This is a genomic window from Variovorax sp. SPNA7, assembly GCF_033807855.1.
In the GTDB taxonomy this organism is placed as follows: Bacteria; Pseudomonadota; Gammaproteobacteria; order Burkholderiales; family Burkholderiaceae_C; genus Variovorax; species Variovorax beijingensis.
The window spans coordinates 1,516,765-1,534,002 of the sequence record NZ_CP138513.1; the positions used below are offsets into that span (position 1 = coordinate 1,516,765).

General features: G+C 66.2%; 18 protein-coding genes. 14 read left to right on the forward strand and 4 right to left on the reverse strand.

Translation table 11 applies throughout. The features are described 5' to 3' along the window. Window positions 1-5 precede the first annotated feature (5 nt). The 13 genes from rpoE (at window position 6) to nagZ (ending at window position 12,476) form a co-directional block, all read left to right on the forward strand. The gene (rpoE, locus tag RZE77_RS06885) at window positions 6-680 is read left to right on the forward strand and encodes an RNA polymerase sigma factor RpoE (RefSeq protein WP_012746540.1); all 675 of its coding nucleotides are present in this window, start codon (window positions 6-8) and stop codon (window positions 678-680) included. A gap of 29 nt (window positions 681-709) precedes the next feature. Beyond that, a complete protein-coding gene (locus tag RZE77_RS06890; protein ID WP_405547137.1) occupies window positions 710-1,363 on the forward strand; it encodes a sigma-E factor negative regulatory protein in 654 nt (217 codons plus the stop codon). A gap of 20 nt (window positions 1,364-1,383) precedes the next feature. Next, window positions 1,384-2,454 (forward strand): MucB/RseB C-terminal domain-containing protein, encoded by a 1,071-nt coding sequence (locus RZE77_RS06895; RefSeq protein ID WP_405547139.1) that lies wholly within the window; start codon window positions 1,384-1,386, stop codon window positions 2,452-2,454. A 99-nt stretch (window positions 2,455-2,553) separates the two neighbouring features. Continuing rightward, complete coding sequence (locus tag RZE77_RS06900) at window positions 2,554-4,047, forward strand: DegQ family serine endoprotease (RefSeq protein ID WP_319441231.1); 1,494 nt, start codon at window positions 2,554-2,556, stop codon at window positions 4,045-4,047. 523 nt (window positions 4,048-4,570) lie between these two features. After that, entirely contained in the window at window positions 4,571-6,382 is a 1,812-nt protein-coding gene (gene lepA / locus RZE77_RS06905; RefSeq protein ID WP_012746544.1) for a translation elongation factor 4, read from the forward strand. 9 nt (window positions 6,383-6,391) lie between these two features. After that, window positions 6,392-7,357 (forward strand): signal peptidase I, encoded by a 966-nt coding sequence (lepB, locus tag RZE77_RS06910; protein WP_124957193.1) that lies wholly within the window; start codon window positions 6,392-6,394, stop codon window positions 7,355-7,357. Between the two features lie 31 nt (window positions 7,358-7,388). Continuing rightward, the gene (locus tag RZE77_RS06915) at window positions 7,389-7,757 is read left to right on the forward strand and encodes a DUF4845 domain-containing protein (protein ID WP_124957192.1); all 369 of its coding nucleotides are present in this window, start codon (window positions 7,389-7,391) and stop codon (window positions 7,755-7,757) included. A gap of 17 nt (window positions 7,758-7,774) precedes the next feature. Beyond that, the gene (gene rnc / locus RZE77_RS06920) at window positions 7,775-8,461 is read left to right on the forward strand and encodes a ribonuclease III (RefSeq protein WP_145741449.1); all 687 of its coding nucleotides are present in this window, start codon (window positions 7,775-7,777) and stop codon (window positions 8,459-8,461) included. A gap of 7 nt (window positions 8,462-8,468) precedes the next feature. After that, window positions 8,469-9,434 (forward strand): GTPase Era, encoded by a 966-nt coding sequence (gene era, locus RZE77_RS06925; RefSeq protein WP_319430662.1) that lies wholly within the window; start codon window positions 8,469-8,471, stop codon window positions 9,432-9,434. 1 nt (window position 9,435) lies between these two features. Next, window positions 9,436-10,209, forward strand: coding sequence for a DNA repair protein RecO (recO, locus tag RZE77_RS06930; RefSeq protein ID WP_319441232.1), 774 nt, complete (start codon window positions 9,436-9,438; stop codon window positions 10,207-10,209). Beyond that, entirely contained in the window at window positions 10,206-10,970 is a 765-nt protein-coding gene (locus tag RZE77_RS06935; RefSeq protein WP_319441233.1) for a pyridoxine 5'-phosphate synthase, read from the forward strand. Before recO ends, RZE77_RS06935 begins: the two co-directional genes overlap by 4 nt. 13 nt (window positions 10,971-10,983) lie before the next feature. Next, window positions 10,984-11,376, forward strand: a complete 393-nt coding sequence (gene acpS / locus RZE77_RS06940) for a holo-ACP synthase (RefSeq protein ID WP_012746551.1) — start codon at window positions 10,984-10,986, stop codon at window positions 11,374-11,376. After that, window positions 11,373-12,476, forward strand: coding sequence for a beta-N-acetylhexosaminidase (gene nagZ, locus RZE77_RS06945; protein ID WP_319441234.1), 1,104 nt, complete (start codon window positions 11,373-11,375; stop codon window positions 12,474-12,476). Before acpS ends, nagZ begins: the two co-directional genes overlap by 4 nt. Window positions 12,477-12,483: 7 nt before the next feature. On the opposite strand, the gene RZE77_RS06950 is transcribed toward nagZ, so the two are convergent. From RZE77_RS06950 to RZE77_RS06965, 4 genes are all read right to left on the reverse strand, one after another. Further along, on the reverse strand, window positions 12,484-13,023 hold the full coding sequence (locus tag RZE77_RS06950) for a M48 metallopeptidase family protein (protein ID WP_319441235.1): 540 nt from the start codon (window positions 13,021-13,023) through the stop codon (window positions 12,484-12,486). A 1-nt stretch (window position 13,024) separates the two neighbouring features. Then, window positions 13,025-14,287 carry an Hsp70 family protein gene (locus RZE77_RS06955; RefSeq protein WP_319441236.1) on the reverse strand — a complete coding sequence of 421 codons (1,263 nt, stop codon included), beginning with the start codon at window positions 14,285-14,287 and terminating at the stop codon, window positions 13,025-13,027. 2 nt (window positions 14,288-14,289) lie between these two features. Continuing rightward, window positions 14,290-15,852: a lysine--tRNA ligase gene (gene lysS, locus RZE77_RS06960; RefSeq protein ID WP_319441237.1), complete on the reverse strand. Its 1,563-nt coding sequence runs from the start codon at window positions 15,850-15,852 to the stop codon at window positions 14,290-14,292. Between the two features lie 123 nt (window positions 15,853-15,975). Then, window positions 15,976-16,623, reverse strand: a complete 648-nt coding sequence (locus tag RZE77_RS06965; RefSeq protein ID WP_319430668.1) for an LON peptidase substrate-binding domain-containing protein — start codon at window positions 16,621-16,623, stop codon at window positions 15,976-15,978. 49 nt (window positions 16,624-16,672) lie between these two features. Between RZE77_RS06965 and RZE77_RS06970 the strand changes: the two genes are divergently transcribed. After that, window positions 16,673-17,233 carry a YggT family protein gene (locus RZE77_RS06970; RefSeq protein WP_124957183.1) on the forward strand — a complete coding sequence of 187 codons (561 nt, stop codon included), beginning with the start codon at window positions 16,673-16,675 and terminating at the stop codon, window positions 17,231-17,233. Window positions 17,234-17,238: the final 5 nt, after the last annotated feature.

A 17,238-nucleotide genomic window follows, 5' to 3' on the forward strand; every position in this document is an offset into this window, starting at 1 on the left:
CCCCGATGACAACTTCTCCGCCGCCAGTGCCACCGGACTCCGGCTTGCCCGATGGGTCCGCCGAGGCACCGCGCCCGGGCGAGGTCGACCTCCAACTGGTCCAGCGCACGGTCGCGGGCGACCAGAAGGCCTTCGAACTGCTGGTCATCAAGTACCAGCGCCGGATCGAGCGCCTGATCGGGCGCATGGTGCGCGACGTCGACCTGGTCGAGGACATCGCCCAGGAAACCTTCATCCGGGCCTACCGCGCGCTCCATCAGTTCCGCGGCGACGCCCAGTTCTACACCTGGCTCTACCGGATTGCGGTCAACACCGCCAAGAAGGCGCTGGTCGACATGAAGCGCGACCCGACCATCTCCGAAAGTGCCCTGCGGCCGTCTTCTGACGAGGACGATGAAACTTACCGCCCTGGAAACGAACCAATCAGCGACGAAACTCCCGAATCAGTCTTGGCAGCAAACGAGATCGCCCAGGTGGTCGAGGCGGCGATGGAAGCATTGCCGCCCGAATTGCGCCAGGCGGTCACGCTGCGCGAGATCGAGGGCATGAGTTACGAAGAGATCGCCGAGGTCATGGATTGCCCTATCGGCACGGTGCGCTCGCGTATTTTCCGGGCGCGTGAGGCCATTTCGGCCAGGGTCAAACCGCTGCTGGACAACCAGTCCGGCAAGCGTTGGTAGGTAAGCAGGTGAATGAAATGAATCAGACGATGACGGTTCGTGAACAGGTGTCCGCACTGGCGGACGGTCATTTGCATGGCGAGGACTTCGCGCGGGCCATCGACACCGTCTGCGCGGAAGAAGACGCGCGCGGTGCCTGGCGCGCCTATCACCTGGTGGGCGACATCCTGCGGTCGGGCGCCCATTCGCCCTGCAGCGACACCAATGCGTTCCTGGGCCGGTTCCAGCAGCGCCTGGCCGCGGAGCCCGCCATCGCGGCGCCGGCGCTGGCGGCAGCCCCGGCCCCCGCGGTGCTGGCGGCGCGGCACAGGACCGATGCAGCCAACGAGCCGGTGTTCCGCTGGAAGCTGGTGGCCGGCGCGGCGTCGCTGGTGGCAGTTGCCGCGATCAGCTGGACCCTGGTCGGAAACGGCATCGGCGTGCCGTCGCCGGGAGCCCAGATCGCAGCCCAGCAGCAGCCGGCGGCCAATTCGGTGCTGGCCGCCGCAGCCGCCAGCAGCCAGCTTCCGCCCACCGCCGCGCTCACGCCCACCCGCGTGATGGTCGGCAACGGCAGTCCGCAGGTCATGCTGCGCGATCCGCGGCTCGACCAGCTGCTCGAAGCGCACCAGCAAGCCGGTGGCGCATCGCAAATGCCCTCGGGCTTCCTGCGCAACGCGACCTTCGAAGGCCCTGCGCGCTGATCCGCGCCCGTCTCTCTCCAATGACCGTTCAGATGCCGATCTCCGCACGCGCGTTCGCGCTGGTGTTCGCTGCTTTTTGTTTTGCGCAGATCGCGGCCGCGCAGACCCGGCCCGGGCTGGCGAACACCAAGGGGACGGCCGCGGCCCAGGCGGGCGACGCGCCGCCCTCGATGAGCGTCGTCGAGTGGCTGCAGCGCATGCACACGGGGGCCCGGCAGCGCAATTACGTCGGCACCTTCGTGGTTTCGGCTGCGGGCGGCGACCTGTCGAGCGCGCGCATCTGGCATGTGCGCGACGGCGACCTGCAGATCGAACGCATCGAGGCGCTGTCGGGGCCGCCGCGCTCCACGTTCAGGCGCAACCACCATGTGATGACCTTCCTGCCCGAGGCGAAGGTCGTGAAGGTCGAGAAGCGCGAGAACCTCGACCTGTTCCCCAATCTGCCCGACAAGCCCGATTCGTCGATCGGCGATTTCTACGACGTTCGCGCCATCGGCAAGGACCGCGTGGCGGGCTTCGACGCCGACGTGGTGCAACTGGTGCCGCACGACGGACTGCGCTTCGGCTATCGCATCTGGAGCGAGCGCCGCTCCGGCCTCGTGGTGAAGCTGCAGACCGTGGACGCCGAATCCCGCGTGGTGGAGCAATCGGCGTTTTCCGAGTTGCAGCTCGACGCACCGATCAAGGCGCAGGCGCTCGCGCAGATGATGACCAACACCAGCGGCTACCGCGTCGAGAAGCTGGAGCTCGAACGCACCAGCGCGCAGGACGAAGGTTGGGTGCTCAAGGCGCCGGTGGCCGGCTTCAAGCCGCGCAGCTTCTACCGGCGTCCGGCCGGCAGCGACAACAAGGCGGGGCAGGACCGCACCGTCCAGTGGACCTTCTCCGATGGCCTGGCCTCGGTGTCGCTTTTCATCGAGCGTTACGATGAAAAGCGTGCGCCCCGTGATGGCGTGTTGACAATCGGAGCAACCAACGCCATCCGCCGGCGATTGCCCGAGCCGGCGAGCGACTGGTGGCTGACCGCTGTGGGCGAGGTGCCGCAGCAGACGCTCAACGCGTTCGCCCAAAGCCTCGCGCGCACGCGCTGACCCGCTTTGCCTGCGCGGGAGATCGCGCTGAACCAAGTCCGTATCACCGACTCATAGCTCTTCTTCTTTTGGCCGCTCTGTTCTTTTGAAAGAAAACCGATGATGTTCAAAGTCGAGGGACACAAGCTTCGTTCCTATCTCTTCGCATTCGGCATGGCCTGTTCGGCTGTCGTGGGTTTCGTGCCGGCAGCGCCGGCCATGGCGCAGACGCCGCAGGCGCGCGGATTGCCCGATTTCGCCGATCTGGTGGAGCAGGTTGGCCCGGCCGTGGTCGGTATCCGCACCGTCGAGAAAGTGACCTCGGGCGGCGGCAGCGGCGAAATGGACGAGGAGATGCAGGAGTTCTTCCGGCGCTTCTTCGGGCAGCCGCTGCCGGGCAACCCGCGTCCGGGCCCGCGCCCGAACCGGCCGCAGCAGCCGCAGGAGGAAGAGCGTCCGCGCGGCGTGGGCTCGGGCTTCATCCTGTCGGCCGACGGCTATGTCATGACCAACGCCCACGTGATCGAGGATGCGTCCGAAATCCTCGTCACGCTGACCGACAAGCGCGAGTTCAAGGCCAAGCTGATCGGTGCCGACAAGCGCAGCGACGTCGCCGTGGTCAAGATCGAGGCGACGAGCCTGCCGGTGGTGAAGGTCGGCGACATCTCGAAGCTGCGCGTTGGCGAATGGGTCATGGCCATCGGTTCGCCGTTCGGCCTGGAGAACACCGTGACCGCCGGCATCGTGAGCGCGAAGCAGCGCGACACCGGCGACCTGGTGCCCCTGATCCAGACCGACGTGGCCATCAACCCCGGCAACTCGGGCGGCCCGCTGATCAACCTGCGCGGCGAAGTGGTGGGCATCAACAGCCAGATATATTCGCGCTCGGGCGGCTACATGGGCATCTCGTTCTCGATCCCGATCGACGAGGCGATCCGCGTCAGCGACCAGCTGCGTGCCACCGGCCGCGTTTCGCGCGGGCTGATCGGCGTGACCATCGGCTCGGTCTCCAAGGACGTGGCCGAATCCATCGGGCTCGGCAAGGCGCGCGGTGCGCTCGTGAGCAGCGTGGTGCCGGGCTCGGCGGCCGACAAGGCCGGCGTGCGCGAAGGCGACATCATCACCAAGTACGGCGACAAGGCCATCGAGACGCCCAGCGACCTGTCGCGCTCGGTGGCCAGCACCAAGCCCGGCGCCAAGAACACGCTGACGGTGTTCCGCAACGGCAGCACGCGCGAGCTCTCGGTCACCGTGGCCGAGGGCGATCCTGAAGCCAAGCCGTCGGGCAGCAAGCGCCAGCCCGAGCGCGAGGAGCCGCAGGCCAAGCCGTCGGCGGCCGGCAAGGCGCTCGGCCTGGTGGTGAGCGACCTGACCGAGGCCCAGAAGAAGGAACTCAAGATGCGTGGCGGCGTGCGCATCGAGGCGGCAAGCGATGGCGCTGCGAGAGCCGGCCTGCGCGAAGGAGACGTGATCCTTGCCGTGGGCAACATCGAGGTCTCGAGCGTCAAGGAATTCGAGTCCGCGGTCGCCAAGGCCGACAAGGGCAAGCCGCTGAGTGTGCTGTTCCGCCGCGGCGAATGGGCCCAGTACGCCCTGATTCGCCCCGCACGCTGATCCGGCCCTTTCCGTCAAGTGGCCCCACCCGTCACTCGGGTTTGGGGCCTATTTTTTGAGGTGTTTGCGACGCTGGAGCGCCCGGTTTCAAAAAAAATTCCGGGCCGAAAGCGGACTAGTTTTGTTTGTGCTCACTAACTTACAAAGAGGCTTAGGACGATTTTCGGTAGAATAGAAGCCATTGGGCGGCGGGTCCGCGCATAAGGGGAGAGCTTTCCTCCACCATGCGAGATGTCAGACAGCAGTCCACCGGCGCTCCACAGATCGCCCACAAGTTGTTCATGGAGTGCTCCACCGATCTTGTGGATAAGTTGTTTATATCTTTGATGTTGTGGACCTGCAACGACCCGTTTTGACCCTGTCCCCGGATGTACGTGCCTCCCTTTTTGCCTACAATGAAGTTCCAACTACTGCAGTTGCCATTGCTTGTTGGTTCAGGGCGCGTCTCCAGAAGACGCGCCCTTTTTTCTTGCCTGTCGCACTCTGCGCACGAGCCAATTCAAGTACTTAAGCGTTCCCGTTGATGAATCACATCAGAAATTTTTCGATCATTGCGCACATCGACCACGGCAAGTCGACGCTCGCGGACCGTTTGATCCAGCGTTGCGGCGGCCTCGCGGAACGCGAGATGGAAGCGCAGGTGCTCGACTCGATGGACATCGAAAAAGAGCGTGGGATAACCATCAAGGCGCAGACCGCCGCGCTGCACTACAAGGCACTCGATGGGCAGGTCTACAACCTCAATCTGATCGACACGCCGGGCCACGTCGACTTCTCGTATGAAGTGAGCCGCTCGCTGTCGGCGTGCGAAGGCGCGCTGCTCGTCGTCGATGCATCGCAAGGCGTCGAAGCGCAGACCGTGGCCAACTGCTACACCGCGCTCGACCTCGGCGTCGAAGTGGTGCCGGTGCTCAACAAGATGGATCTGCCCAACGCGGACCCCGACAACGCACGCAGCGAGATCGAAGACGTGATCGGCATCGACGCGACCGATGCGATTCCGTGTTCCGCCAAGACCGGTCTCGGCATCGACGAGATCCTCGAGGCCATCGTGCACAAGATGCCCGCGCCGCGCGGCAATCCCGACGGCCCGCTGCGCGCGATGATCGTCGACAGCTGGTTCGATCCCTACGTGGGCGTCGTCATGCTGGTGCGCGTGGTGGATGGCCGCCTGGTGAAGGGCGAGCGCATCAAGATGATGGCGTCCGGCGCCATGTACAACGCCGACAACATCGGCGTCTTCACGCCGGCCAACGAACCACGCGCATCGCTCGAGGCCGGCGAGGTGGGCTACATCATCGCGGGCATCAAGGAACTGCAGGCCGCCAAGGTCGGCGACACCGTGACGCTGATCAAGCCGGGCACGGGCGGCGCGGCCGCCACCGCCACCGAGGCGCTGCCGGGCTTCAAGGAAATCCAGCCTCAGGTGTTTGCCGGCCTCTATCCGACCGAGGCCAGCGAGTACGACTCGCTGCGCGACGCACTCGAAAAGCTCAAGCTCAACGATTCGTCGCTGCGCTACGAGCCCGAGGTGAGCCAGGCGCTGGGCTTCGGCTTCCGTTGCGGCTTCCTCGGCCTGCTGCACATGGAGATCGTGCAGGAGCGCCTGGAGCGCGAATTCGACCAGGACCTGATCACGACCGCGCCGAGCGTGGTCTACCAGGTGGTGCGCAACGACGGCGAAGTCATCATGGTCGAGAACCCGTCCAAGATGCCCGACGTCGGCAAGATGAGCGAGATCCGCGAGCCGATCGTCACCGTGCACCTCTACATGCCGCAGGAATACGTCGGTGCGGTGATGACGCTGGCCAACCAGAAGCGCGGCGTGCAGATGAACATGGCCTACCACGGCCGCCAGGTCATGCTGACCTACGAGATGCCGCTCGGCGAAATCGTGCTCGACTTCTTCGACAAGCTGAAGTCGGTGAGCCGCGGCTACGCCTCGATGGACTACGAGTTCAAGGAATATCGCGCGTCCGACGTGGTCAAGGTCGACATCCTGCTGAACGGCGAGAAGGTCGACGCGCTGTCGATCATCGTGCACCGCAGCCAGTCGCAGTACCGCGGCCGGGCGGTGGTCTCGAAGATGCGCGAGATCATTTCGCGCCAGATGTTCGACGTTGCGATCCAGGCCGCCATCGGGGTCAACATCATTGCGCGTGAGACAATCAAGGCGCTGCGCAAGAACGTTCTTGCCAAGTGCTACGGCGGCGACATCACCCGCAAGAAGAAACTGCTCGAGAAGCAGAAAGCGGGCAAGAAAAGAATGAAGCAGATCGGCTCCGTCGAGGTCCCGCAAGAGGCCTTCCTCGCGATTCTGCAAGTCGAAGACTGATCTCAAAAAATGGCATTCATCACTTCCCTGGTCCTCGCGGCCTTTGCCGGCTATGTCGGTGCCTGGTACTTTGGTGCCATCGAGGGCAACTTCGCGCTCCTGCTGTTCCTGGCCACGGTGGTCACCGGCCTGTACTGGCTGGCCGAGCGCTTCTACTTCCTGCCCCGGCGCGAGCGCGCCGCCGCGGCGCTCGAGGCCTCCCTGAGCGAGCGCAACGCGCGCCTGGCCGGCCAGGGCATCACGCAGGTCGACACCGTCGACGCCAAGGCCGGCGAGCGCCTGCTGATGCAGCCGTGGTGGCTCGACTGGACGGCGGGGCTCTTCCCGGTGATCCTGGTGGTGTTCCTGCTGCGCTCGTTCCTGTACGAGCCTTTCAAGATTCCGTCGGGTTCGATGATGCCCACGCTGCTCACGGGCGACCTGATCCTGGTGAACAAGTTCACCTACGGCCTGCGCCTGCCGGTCATCAACACCAAGATCACCGACGGCACGCCGCTGGCGCGCGGCGACGTGGTGGTGTTCCGCTATCCGCCCAAGCCGAGCATGGACTACATCAAGCGCGTGGTCGGCATCCCGGGCGACGAAGTGGCCTACCTGAACAAGAAGCTCACCATCAACGGCCAGCCGGTTTCCAAGAACCCGATGCCCGACTACCTCGACAGCGAGTCGATGCGCCTGCTCAGGCAGTTCAACGAAGACCTCGGCGGCAAGCAGCACAGGCTGCTCAACGACGATGCCGGTCCGGCCTTCGTCCAGGGCGCGACCGACTTTCCGTACCGCGAGAACTGCCGCTACTCCGTCGAAGGCGTGGTCTGCAAGGTGCCGGCCGGCAACTACTTCATGATGGGCGACAACCGCGATAATTCGGCGGACTCCCGTTTCTGGGGCTTCGTACCAGACAAGAACATCGTGGGCAGGGCGTTCTTCGTCTGGATGAACTTCGGCGACCTGGGTCGCATCGGTCCATTCCAATAAGCAGTCAGCATTGTTCGAGGGGTAAGAGGGCATGAGAACAAATCGGTCCATCCGCAGCAGGGCCGCGCACCAGCGCGGCATCTCGTTCATCGGTCTGGTGTTTGTCGCCGTGGTGCTGGGTTGTGTCGGCGTCGTCGTCGCGCAGGTCATCCCGACGCTGATCGAATGGCAGGCCATCGACAAGGCCGCCAACAAGGCCAAGGAAGGCACCACCGTGCCCGAAGTGCGCGCCATCTTCGATCGGGCCCAGGCCATCGACGACTTCCAGTCGGTCTCGGGCAAGGACCTCGACATCAGGAAGGTCGGCGACAAGGTGGTCGTCTCGTATGCCTACGAGCGCGAGATTCCCTTGTTCGGGCCGGCCTACCTGGTGCTCAAGTACAAGGGCGAAACCCGCTGAACGCGGCGACACGCAAGGTGGACGGCGGCCTCACGGCGCTGCAGGAGCGCCTCAAGCATTCGTTCTCCGACGCGCGGCTGCTCCAGCTCGCGCTCACGCACCGCAGTTTCTCGGCCGACCACAACGAGCGCCTCGAGTTCCTCGGCGACTCGGTGCTCAACCTCGCGGTCTCGCACCTGCTCTACACCCGCCTCTCGGCCCTGCCAGAGGGCGACCTGTCGCGCGTGCGGGCCAACCTGGTCAAGCAGGACACGCTGCACCGCCTGGCGCTGGAACTGCAGCTGTCGCCCTTGCTGCGGCTCGGCGAAGGCGAGGCGCGCTCCGGCGGGCCCAACCGGCCTTCGATCCTGGCCGATGCGCTCGAGGCGCTGATCGGTGCGGTCTACCTCGATGCCGGCTTTTCGGCCGCCGAGGCGCTGGTGCGGCGGCTCTACGAGTCGGTCGAGATCAATCCGCGCATGGACGCGGTGGCCAAGGATCCGAAGACTGAATTGCAGGAATGGCTGCAGGGTCACAAAATGAAGCTGCCGGTGTACCGCGTGGCGGCCACGCTCGGCGCAGCGCACAAGCAGACCTTCGATGTCGAGTGCGAGGTGCCGGAGCTGGGCCTGCGCGAACGCGGCATCGGTGGTTCGCGGCGCGCCGGCGAGCAGGCTGCCGCGGCGGCCATGTTGATCCGGCTCAAGGCACGCGGGGCCGCGTGAAATCAGAATGAACGACGCTATCAAATCAGCAGCAGACTCCCAGGGCCCGGCAGGCGATACGGGCGCAAGCGGCCCTCAGCACTGCGGCCTGATCGCCATCGTCGGCAAGCCCAACGTGGGCAAGTCGACGCTGCTCAATGCGCTGGTGGGCCAGAAGATCAGCATCACCTCGCGCAAGGCGCAGACCACGCGGCACCGCATCACGGGCATGCGCACGCTGGGCGCCACGCAGTTCGTGTTCGTCGACACGCCGGGCTTCCAGACCCTGCATGCCAACGCGCTGAACAAGTCGCTCAACAAGACCGTGCAGGGCGCGGTCGGCGATGTGGACCTGATTCTTTTCGTGGTCGAGGCCGGCAGCTTCACGCCGGCCGACGAGCGGGTGCTCAAGCTGCTCGGCAAGGGCATTCCGACCGTGCTGCTGGCCAACAAGCTCGACAACGTGCACCGCCGTGGCGACATCGCGCCCTGGCTGCAGACCATGCAGGCGAAGCACTCCTTCGCCGAGTTCGTGCCGATGTCGGCCAAGAATGCCAAGGACGTCGAGCGCCTGTTCGGCATCTGCGAGAAATACCTGCCCGAGCAGCCCTGGTTCTACGACGAGGACGAGCTCACCGACCGCAGCGAGAAGTTCCTCGCGGGCGAGCTGGTGCGCGAAAAGCTGTTCCGCCTGACCGGCGACGAACTGCCCTACACCTCGACCGTGATCATCGACAAGTTCGAGGAAGAGCCGCCGCAGAAAAAAGGCCAGAAGCGCCTGCTGCGCATCGCCGCCACCATCGTGGTGGAGCGCGACGGCCACAAGGCCATGGTGATCGGCGACAAGGGCGAACGCATCAAGCGCATCGGCATGGAAACCCGCGTCGAGCTCGAAAAACTGGCCGACGCCAAGGTGTTCCTCGAACTGTGGGTCAAGGTGCGGTCCGGCTGGGCCGACGACGAAGCCCGCGTGCGCTCGTTCGGCTACGAATGAAGTGGCAACTGCCCACCGCGTTTCGCACGAACCGGCTTATGTGCTCCATCGCTACGACTGGAGCGAGTCGAGCCTGATCCTCGAGGTCTTCACCCGGCACCACGGGCGCATCGCGCTGGTGGCCAAGGGGGCGAAGCGGCCGAGCTCCAATTTCAGGCCGGTGCTGCTGCCGCTGCAGCCGCTGCAGCTCAATTACGGCGGCGACGCCGAGATCCGCACGCTCAAGGGCGCCGAGTGGATGGGCGGCCACGTCATGCCGACGGGCGAGGCGCTGCTCTCGGGCTACTACGTCAACGAACTGCTGCTGCGCCTGCTGGCGAGGGACGACGCCCACGAGGCGCTGTTCGATGCCTATGCGGGCGTGGTCCAGGTGCTGGCCGGCGACCACGCCGGCGCGCAGGCCGCCACCCAGGCCGCGGCGCTGCGCGCCTTCGAGCTGCTGCTGCTGCGCGAAGTGGGCCTGTTGCCCTCGCTCGACGCGCAGACCCTCACGCTCGAGCCGCTGGTGGCCGACGCGCGCTACACCCTGGTGCCCGAAGCCGGCCTGCGGCTGGCGGCCGAAGGCGAGGCGGCGCTGGCCGGTGCCGACTGGCAGTCGCTGCAGGGCGTGCTCGACGATCGCGCGCCCTTCACGGCCACGCTGCGCGAGATTGCCACCATGAATGCCGGCAGCAACAGCGCCCTCAGGAACCAGCTGCGCGCGCTGCTCAACTACCATTGCGGTGTGTCCACGCTGCGCACGCGGCAGATGATGAGAGATTTGCAAGCCCTATGAGCACTCCCGGCCATTCCGCTACCACCTCGCTGTCGGTCAACCTCAACAAGGTGGCCCTGGTGCGCAATACGCGCCATCTCGGCATTCCGAGCGTGCTCACTGCCGCCAAGGCCTGCCTTGCCGCCGGTGCGCAGGGCATCACCGTGCACCCGCGGCCGGACGAGCGCCACATCCGGCCGCACGACGTGAGCGACCTGGCCGCGCTGCTGGCCAGGGACTGGCCCGCGATCGAGTTCAACATCGAAGGCAATCCCTTCCACAACCTGATGGACTTCGTGCGCGCGCTGAAGCCGCACCAGGCCACCTTCGTGCCCGACAGCGAAACCCAGTCGACCAGCGACCATGGCTGGAGCTTCCCCGAAGACGCCGAGCGGCTGCGCCCGCTGATTGCCGAGGCCCGGGCCCTGGGCGTGCGCGTGAGCCTCTTCATGGACCCCATTCCGGGGATGATGGCCGCGGCCAAGGCGGTGGGCGCCGACCGCGTCGAGCTCTACACCGAAGGCTATGCCTCGTCGCGCGGCACGCCGAACGAGCAGGCCGTGCTGGCGCGCTATGTCGAAGCCGCACGTGCGGCACAGGCGGCGGGCCTCGGCCTCAACGCGGGCCACGACCTGAGCCGCGACAACCTCACGGCGTTCCTGCACGCGGTGCGCGGCGTCCAGGAGGTTTCCATCGGGCATGCCTTCATCGCCGATGCGCTCGAACTGGGCTACGCCGCCACCACCAAGGAATACCTGCGCTGCATCGAAGAAGCGCAGTGAACGCTGGAGCGGCATGATCTACGGCATTGGTACCGACATCTGCGATCTGCGGCGCATCGCCGCAACCTTCGAGCGCCAAGGCGAGCGTTTTGCCCACCGGGTGCTGAGCGACGCCGAATTCGCGGTCTGGAAGGCCCGCAGCGAACGCTGGCCCAAGCGCGGCCTGAGCTATCTCGCCACGCGTTTTTCCGCCAAGGAGGCCTTCAGCAAGGCCATCGGCCTGGGCATGCGCATGCCGATGAGCTGGCGCCTGTGCGAGATCGCCAACCTGCGCAGCGGCAAGCCCGTCATCGTGCTGCATGGCGAGCTCAAGGAGTGGTTCGAAGCCCGGGGCCTCACGGCCCACGTCACCGTGACCGACGAAACCGAATACGCCGCGAGCTTCGTGGTTGTGGAGAAACTATGACCGCCGGGCCCGCCCGTACCCACGCGCCGCTGATCATCGACGTGGCGGCGACCGAACTGAACGACGCCGACCGCCGGCGCATCGCCAATCCGCTGGTCGGCGGCGTGATCCACTTCGCCCGCAACTGGCAGGACCGTGCACAGATGAGCACGCTCAATGCCGAGATCAAGGCGATCCGTCCCGACCTGCTGATCTGCGTCGACCACGAAGGCGGCCGGGTGCAGCGCTTTCGCACCGACGGCTTCACGCACCTGCCCTCGATGCGCGCGCTCGGCGAGCTGTGGATGCGCGATGCGATGCGCGCCACGCAGGCCGCAACGACTGCCGGCCAAGTGCTTGCTGCCGAGTTGCGCGCCTGCGGCGTCGACTTCAGCTTTGCGCCGGTGCTCGACCTCGACTACGGCGGCAGCAGCGTGATCGGCGACCGCAGCTTCCATCGCGATCCGCGCGTGGCGGCGCTGCTGGCCAAGAGCCTGATGCACGGCATGCTGCAGATGGGCATGCGCAACTGCGGCAAGCACTTTCCGGGGCACGGCTTCGTCACCGCCGATTCGCACGTGGAAATTCCGGTCGACCGGCGCAGCCTCAAGGCCATCCTGGCCGACGATGCGCGGCCTTACGACTGGCTCGCGGGCGCGCTCACGGCGGTGATGCCGGCGCACGTGATCTATCCAAAGGTCGACAAGCGGCCGGCGGGCTTTTCGTCCAGGTGGCTGAAGGACATCCTGCGCAGCCGGCTTGGCTTCGATGGCGCCATCTTCAGCGATGACCTGAGCATGGAAGCGGGGCGCTACATCGACGGCGAGCTGCTGAGCTATGCCGATGCCGCGCTGGCGGCACTCGATGCGGGCTGCGACCTGGCGATGCTGTGCAACCAGAGCCTCGGCGACGGCCGCCCGCTCGACGAACTGCTCGACGGCTTTGCCGCGGCGACTGGGGCAGGGCGCTGGCAGCCCGATGCGAAGAGCGAAGCGCGCCGGCGGGCGCTGCTGCCGAAAACGCCGCCGCTCGACTGGAACACGCTCGCCGATTCGGCGGGGTATCGGCACGCGCGGCAGGTGCTCGCGCAGGCCGGGCTCGCAGCGCCGCACGGCGCCTGAGGGGCGGTTACGGCGCGGTGCCCGCGGCCGCGCTCGGCAGCGCGCTCGCCCACAGGCGCTCGCCGCCCGAATCCAGGTGCGTCAGGTACAGCCGGACATCGAATTCGAGCCGGTGGTAGTCCGGCTCCATGTGCTCGCAGAGCGCATAGAAGCTCTTGTCATGGTCCCGCTCCTTCATGTGCGCGAGCTCGTGGACCACGATCATGCGCAGCCATTCCAGCGGCACCTCCCTGAACAGGCTCGCCACCCGGATCTCGCGCTTGGTCTTGAGCTTGCTGCCCTGCACACGCGAAACGGTGGTGTGGGTGCCGAGCGCATTGCGGATCACATGCAGCTTGCTGTCGAACGCCACTTTGGATAGCGGCGGGGCCTTGCGCATGAAATCGCTCTTGAGTCCGCTCACGTAGTCGTAAAGCGCACGGTCCGTCTGCACCTCGTGAAGAGGTCCGGGATAGCGCTTGCGCAGCAGCGGCGCGAGCCCTTCGGTGGCGACCAGCTGCTGGACCTGCACCAGCAGCGCGGGTGGGTAGCCCGCGAGATATTTCATTTCATGCCACCGGTCCCGCGCAGGCGAGCCCGGTTGCCACGCCGCCGAACAGGTCGCCCTCGACCAGGGTCACGCCCGCGAAGCTCCTGCGCAAGGCCTGCTGGAACGGCCGCAGCGCCGACGAGCCGCCCGTCAGGTAGATGGCGTCGAGGTCGCTGCTGCGCAGCCCGGCGCGCTTGACGCAGGCATGCGCGCAGGCAATCACGTTCTCGAGCAGCGGCGAAAGCTGCTGCGCCATGTCGGCCGGCGAGAGCGAGGCGGCCAGGCCTGGCTCGGCGCACGAGAGGTCGATGGCGGTGGCCGCATCGTTCACCGAGGCATCGATCTTCGCCTGCTCGACCTCGCTCGCAATGCGGTGGCCGTGGCGCTCTTCGAGCACCGTCATCAGCCGGTCGTGCAGCCGCGTGTCGCTGTAGCTGGTGCGCAGGTCCTTCGCCTGCCGCACCGCCTTGGCGGCATAGAGCCAGTTGATCAGGTGCCAGGACGAGAGCTCGAAGAACACCTTGCTCGGCACTTCGCGCCCCTGCGCGCCCGTGTGGCGAAAGCCGAACTCCGGCATGACACGGTCGAGGTTGAGACGCTGGTCGAAGTCGGTGCCGCCGATGTGCACGCCGCTGGTGGCCAGCACGTCGCTGCTGCGGTCTTCGCGCGCGGCGCGGTCCGGGCCGACGCGCACGACGGTGAAGTCGGAGGTGCCGCCGCCGACGTCGACGATCAGCACCAGCGATTCCTTCGCGATGCGCTGTTCGTAGTCGAAGGCCGCGGCAATCGGCTCGAGCTGAAAGGCGATGTCGCGGAACCCGGCCGCGCGAGCCGCGTGGCGCAGGCTTTCTTCCGCGCGCTCGTCACGCTTGGAATCGTCGTCGACGAAGTGCACCGGCCGGCCGATGACCACGCGCTCCGGCACCCGGCCCAACTCGCGGCCCGCGCGCACCGCGAGTTCGCGCAGGAAGCGCGCGATGATGTCCTCGAAGCTCACGAGGCCGTCGTAGATGGCCGTTTTCTCCTGCATCAGCGCACTGCCGAGCAGGCTCTTGAGCGAGCGCATCAGGCGGCCTTCGACGCCAGCAAGGTAGAGCGCGACGGCCTCGCGGCCGAAATGCGTCGTGCGGTCTTCGGAGTTGAAGAAGATCGCGGTCGGCAGCGTGGTGGCCGCGCCCTCGATCGGCAGCAGCCGGGCCGCGCCGTCGACCCGGCAGGCCACGGCGGAATTGGAGGTGCCGAAGTCGATGCCGATCGTCGGCAGCGACGACGGTAACTTCACGCTCAAGATTCCCTGCGCAGCGCCGGGAACAGGATCACGTCGCGGATGCTCGGCGAATCGGTCAGCAGCATCATCAGCCGGTCGATGCCGATGCCGCAGCCGCCGGTGGGCGGCATGCCGTATTCGAGCGCACGCACGAAGTCGTGGTCGTAGAACATGGCCTCGTCGTCGCCGCTGTCCTTGGCGGCCACCTGCGCATTGAAGCGCGCGGCCTGGTCCTCGGCGTCGTTGAGCTCGCTGAAGCCGTTGCCGAACTCGCGGCCCGTGATGTAGAGCTCGAAGCGCTCGGTGACTTCGGGGCGCTCGTCGTTGGCGCGCGCCAGCGGCGAGATCTCGGTCGGGTGCTCCATGATGAAGGTCGGCTGCCAGAGCTTCTCTTCCACCGTCTCTTCGAAGTACATCACCTGCAGGCTGGCAAGGCTGCGCTGCGAGAGCTTGTCCTTTTCTTCGCTGAGGCCGATCTTGCGCAGAGCGTTGATGAGCCAGGCGCTGTCGTCGACGCCGGTGCCGGCTTCCGTGTACTTGAGGATGGCTTCGCGGATCGTCAGGCGCTCGAAGGGCTGCGTCAGATCGACGGCCTTGCCGCCGTAGGTGAGCTGCTGCGTGCCGACGGCCTTGTCGGCGATGGTGCGGATCAGCGTCTCGGTGAAGTCCATCAGGTCGCGGTAGTTCCAGTAGGCCGAATAGAACTCCATCATCGTGAACTCGGGGTTGTGCCGCACCGAGATGCCCTCGTTGCGGTAGCTCCGGTTGATTTCGAACACGCGCTCGAAGCCGCCGACGATCAGGCGCTTGAGGTACAGCTCGGGCGCGATGCGCAGGAACATCTCCTGGTCGAGCGCATTGTGGTGCGTCTTGAAGGGCTTGGCATTGGCGCCGCCGGGAATGGGGTGCAGCATCGGCGTTTCGACTTCGAGGAAGCCGTGGGACACCATGAACTCGCGCAGCGCGCTCACGGCCTTGCTGCGCGCGGTGAAGCGCACGCGGGCGGTTTCGTCGGTGATCAGGTCGACGTAGCGCTGGCGGTACTTCTGCTCCTGGTCGGCCATGCCGTGGAACTTGTCGGGCAGCGGGCGCAGGCTCTTGGTGAGCAGGCGCAGCTTGGTGACCTTGACCGACAGCTCGCCGGTCTTGGTCTTCATCAGCGTGCCTTCGGCGCCCACGATGTCGCCTAGGTCCCAGCGCTTGAACTCGGCGTAGGCCTCTTCGCCGATGGCATCGCGCGTAACGTAGAGCTGGATGCGGCTGGTGGCGTCCTGCACCGTGGCGAAGCTGGCCTTGCCCATCACGCGCTTGAGCATCATGCGGCCGGCCACGCTCACGGCAACGGCCTGCGCTTCGAGCGCTTCGGCATCGGCGGCGCCATGCGCCTCGATCAGCGCGGCGGCGCGGTGGCCCGGCTTGAAGTCGTTCGGAAACGCGACCCCCTTGCCCTCGGCCTGCGCGGCGCGCATCAGCTTGAGCTTTTCGCGGCGTTCCGCGATGAGCTGGTTGTCGTCGACGGCGGGCGCGGCGGCCGGAGCTGCGGCGGGCGTGGGAATGGAGGGGATCAGGTGGTCGGACATGGAGAGCGGGTGGGGGCGCAACAAAAGCGAGCGCAACCAAACATTTTAGCCGATCAGGTGCAAACGGAACCGGCCTCCAGTGCCCGCCAATCCTGCGCGAAACGCTATGAAAGAAGTAGCAACCTATTCAGTGATGCCCGCGCGTGCCAGCAGATCGCTGACCAGTTCGAGCCGCATCAGCGGACTGTCGAGTTCCATGAGCCGCTGCCGCAGTTCGAGCTGCATGGGCACCAGTTCGCACCAGCGGTTGGCCACCCAGCCGCAATCGTCGAAGCGGTAGGGCTCGCCGACGGGCAGGCGCAGGGCTTCTGCACCCTGCGCGCGGCGGCGTTCTTCGAGGGTATCGACGAGGCGCCGCAGCGCCGTGGCGGTGTGCTGGAGGTCGCCTGGAATTTCGAGCGCGGTGTCTTCGGCCACGGCTTCGACTTCGGCAACCCACAGGCCGTATTTCTGCAGTTCGGCGGCGCGGACCCGGAACCGCTGCGTGCCCACGCATTCGATCTGCAGCAGGCCGCTTTGCGGCGAATCGAATTCGCGGATTACCGCCAGCGTGCCGACGGCCGCGAAGCTCTCCGCCTCGGCGCCGGCCTTGCGCACCTCGCTGCCGCTCGTGAGGCTGACCACGCCGAAGGGCGCATCGGCCTTGCGGCATTTGCCGATCATGTCGAGGTAACGTACTTCGAAAATACGCAGCGGAAGCACGCCGTCCGGAAACAGGACCGTGCCGAGCGGGAACAATGGCAGTGAATGCAAAAGGGGCTGTGTGGTCATCGAGGAACCTTGCATGGCTATCATCGCATTCCCCTCACGACCACGCCCCATGCTCTACCAGATCCCCTCGTTCCTTCTCGACGTGATCGTCGGCCTGCTCGGCGGCGCCTGCCTGCTGCGCCTCTACATGCAGTACCACCGCGTGCCTTTCGGCAATCCGCTCGGTCGTTTCGTCTTTGCGATCACCGACTGGATCGTGCTGCCGCTGCGCCGCATCGTGCCTTCGGTCAAGCGCTGGGACTTGGCGAGCGCCATCGCGGCCTGGCTGCTCGTGCTGGCCAAGTTCCTGCTGCTGTGGCTGCTGATCGGCAACCTGGGCCGGATTGCCACCCTGCCGCTGGTTTCGCTGGTGGGGCTGCTGCAGCTCGCGGTGTCGGGACTGACGGCGCTGCTGGTGGTCTATGCCGTGCTGTCGTGGATACCGGGCGCGTCGCCGATGCTGCTCGACCTGATCTCGCGGCTGGCCGAGCCGCTGGTCCGGCCGTTCCGCCGGTTCATCCCGCTGATCGGCGGCGTGGACCTGTCGCCCCTGGCCGCGATCGTGGTGCTGCAGGTGATTGCGATCGTGCTGGGCAACCTGCTGGTGCTGGCTTACCAGCTGGGTGCCTGATCGGT

Excerpts from the sequence above, each read along its gene's own strand:
- rpoE (WP_012746540.1), top strand. The coding sequence starts at position 6 with ATGACAACTTCTCCGCCGCCAGTGCCACCGGACTCCGGCTTGCCCGAT.
- RZE77_RS06890 (WP_405547137.1), top strand. The coding sequence starts at position 710 with ATGACGGTTCGTGAACAGGTGTCCGCACTGGCGGACGGTCATTTGCAT.
- RZE77_RS06895 (WP_405547139.1), top strand. The coding sequence starts at position 1,384 with ATGACCGTTCAGATGCCGATCTCCGCACGCGCGTTCGCGCTGGTGTTC.
- RZE77_RS06900 (WP_319441231.1), top strand. The coding sequence starts at position 2,554 with ATGATGTTCAAAGTCGAGGGACACAAGCTTCGTTCCTATCTCTTCGCA.
- lepA (WP_012746544.1), top strand. The coding sequence starts at position 4,571 with ATGAATCACATCAGAAATTTTTCGATCATTGCGCACATCGACCACGGC.
- lepB (WP_124957193.1), top strand. The coding sequence starts at position 6,392 with ATGGCATTCATCACTTCCCTGGTCCTCGCGGCCTTTGCCGGCTATGTC.
- RZE77_RS06915 (WP_124957192.1), top strand. The coding sequence starts at position 7,389 with ATGAGAACAAATCGGTCCATCCGCAGCAGGGCCGCGCACCAGCGCGGC.
- era (WP_319430662.1), top strand. The coding sequence starts at position 8,469 with ATGAACGACGCTATCAAATCAGCAGCAGACTCCCAGGGCCCGGCAGGC.
- RZE77_RS06935 (WP_319441233.1), top strand. The coding sequence starts at position 10,206 with ATGAGCACTCCCGGCCATTCCGCTACCACCTCGCTGTCGGTCAACCTC.
- acpS (WP_012746551.1), top strand. The coding sequence starts at position 10,984 with ATGATCTACGGCATTGGTACCGACATCTGCGATCTGCGGCGCATCGCC.
- nagZ (WP_319441234.1), top strand. The coding sequence starts at position 11,373 with ATGACCGCCGGGCCCGCCCGTACCCACGCGCCGCTGATCATCGACGTG.
- RZE77_RS06950 (WP_319441235.1), bottom strand. The coding sequence starts at position 13,023 with ATGAAATATCTCGCGGGCTACCCACCCGCGCTGCTGGTGCAGGTCCAG.
- lysS (WP_319441237.1), bottom strand. The coding sequence starts at position 15,852 with ATGTCCGACCACCTGATCCCCTCCATTCCCACGCCCGCCGCAGCTCCG.
- RZE77_RS06965 (WP_319430668.1), bottom strand. The coding sequence starts at position 16,623 with ATGACCACACAGCCCCTTTTGCATTCACTGCCATTGTTCCCGCTCGGC.
- RZE77_RS06970 (WP_124957183.1), top strand. The coding sequence starts at position 16,673 with ATGCTCTACCAGATCCCCTCGTTCCTTCTCGACGTGATCGTCGGCCTG.